At 63.5% G+C, this 1,525-nt stretch carries 1 protein-coding gene and 1 pseudogene; both read right to left on the bottom strand.

Annotated features, from left to right (window positions below):
- Positions 1 to 148: 148 nt before the first annotated feature.
- Positions 149 to 346 (bottom strand): annotated as a pseudogene (locus BN2503_RS18940) (DUF932 domain-containing protein); the annotation flags it as partial.
- Between the two features lie 652 nt (positions 347 to 998).
- A complete protein-coding gene (locus BN2503_RS20615; RefSeq protein ID WP_157764933.1) occupies positions 999 to 1,151 on the bottom strand; it encodes a hypothetical protein in 153 nt (50 codons plus the stop codon).
- Positions 1,152 to 1,525: the final 374 nt, after the last annotated feature.

Below are 1,525 nucleotides of genomic sequence, written 5' to 3'. Positions count from 1 at the left end.
GCGCGCGCGCCAGGCCCAAATGCATACTGCCTCCCAAGCTCTTGCCATTGAGCGGCAAGCGAGCGCTCAACCTTCCTTGGCCGAACGTGTTTCGAGGCCCAAAACTCGTGCCATACTTGGCCTCATGCGGTTGAATTTCCTATCCGTTCACCATGAACGGCTGAAACCCTTCCTTGCGCAGTTCGGTCAAGACCGTGGCGGTAGGGATGTAGCTGTACCGCTCGGAACGGCTCTCATGCGGGGCATCCGCAAAGATGGACGGGGCCACGCGCCGGATTTGGTCATCCGACAAGGGGTAATCGGAACGCAGCGCCGGGGAATGGGAAGCAAAACGGGATGCAAGCATGTCTTTCTCCTGACTTGGTTGTTGAAGAAAACCGCACACCGGATTCCTAGATTCGGAGCCCAGCCTTTCGGCTGTTCGGTGCGGTCGGCACGAGGAACCTGGTTGGCCCTGTTGCCACCGTCTTTCCTGAGTTCATCGCCCGCGACGGTCAGGAGCGCGCGGACGGGGGCCGTCAAGGAGGCAAGCGCAGGGTTGGTGCGGCCCGCAGCGCAGCGAGGACACGGCCCTGCGCGCCTTGACGGCGCACGGGAGCGGGCTACAGTCGCGGACAAGGTGATGAAGTCAGGGGAGACGGCTGGACAAGGCAACGGCCTTCCCCATGCGCCGACCGCACGGCAAGCGAAGCGCGCAGGCCCGAAGCTGGAAGCCGGGCCGGAGGCGTCAGCCGATCAGCGCGAGGGAATGATGGAAGCCCGACAGGGGCGAAACCCCGCAGGGGGTTCGATGCGCAGCACGACAGCGCGACCGGCCATGTTTCCTGGCCGGGGACGCCCGGACTTCAAGGCTCGATGCACAAGCTCATGCTCCAGGCATCGGGAAGCCGGCTCGGCGGCCTTTGAGGGGCGCCAAGCTCGCGCGGCGGGGATAGCCCGCAGGGCTTTCCCCTGGAGACAAGCAAAGCGCGCAACGCCCCGTTAGGGGCGCGAAGGCATCACGCCGAGTCGTCAGAGCGCAGGCTGGATTCCGACAGCAGCACGATGCGCTGCTCGTCAGTGATGAGTGCGTTGTTCATGGTGAGCTCCTGAAAGGTTGCCGGGCGGAATTGCCCGACCCTTTCGGGGCACTGCGCAGCGCAAGCAGTCAAGGGTCAACGACGGCCGCAGGCCGCAAGAGTGCGAGCACGCGCCGCCCTTGCACGGCGAGAACGCCGTGGCACGATGGAGAAGCAACAAGCCGCCACACCGCGCCACCCAGGCACAGCCGGTATTAGCAAGCGCAGCGCGCAGGCCCGGATCTGCGATCAGGGCCGCAGTTGCGTGAAGGATCGACGCCGCATGGCCGTGATTCGGCACGAAGCACGGGGCAGGGGTCTCCTCGTTTTCAGTGCAATAAGTGACGGTACGAAAAGCTAGCACTGGCGCGGAGGTGGTGTTGGTAGATCGTTGATTTCATTGACTTTCCTGTTCACTTTCAAATCTGCGATTCGTGGCGTCAAACCGTGGTCGGTTTCATCCATTG

Origin of the sequence: Paenacidovorax caeni (assembly GCF_001298675.1) — a bacterium.
GTDB lineage: Bacteria > Pseudomonadota > Gammaproteobacteria > Burkholderiales > Burkholderiaceae_C > Paenacidovorax > Paenacidovorax caeni.
This window is presented reverse-complemented; position numbering and strand designations above follow the sequence as displayed.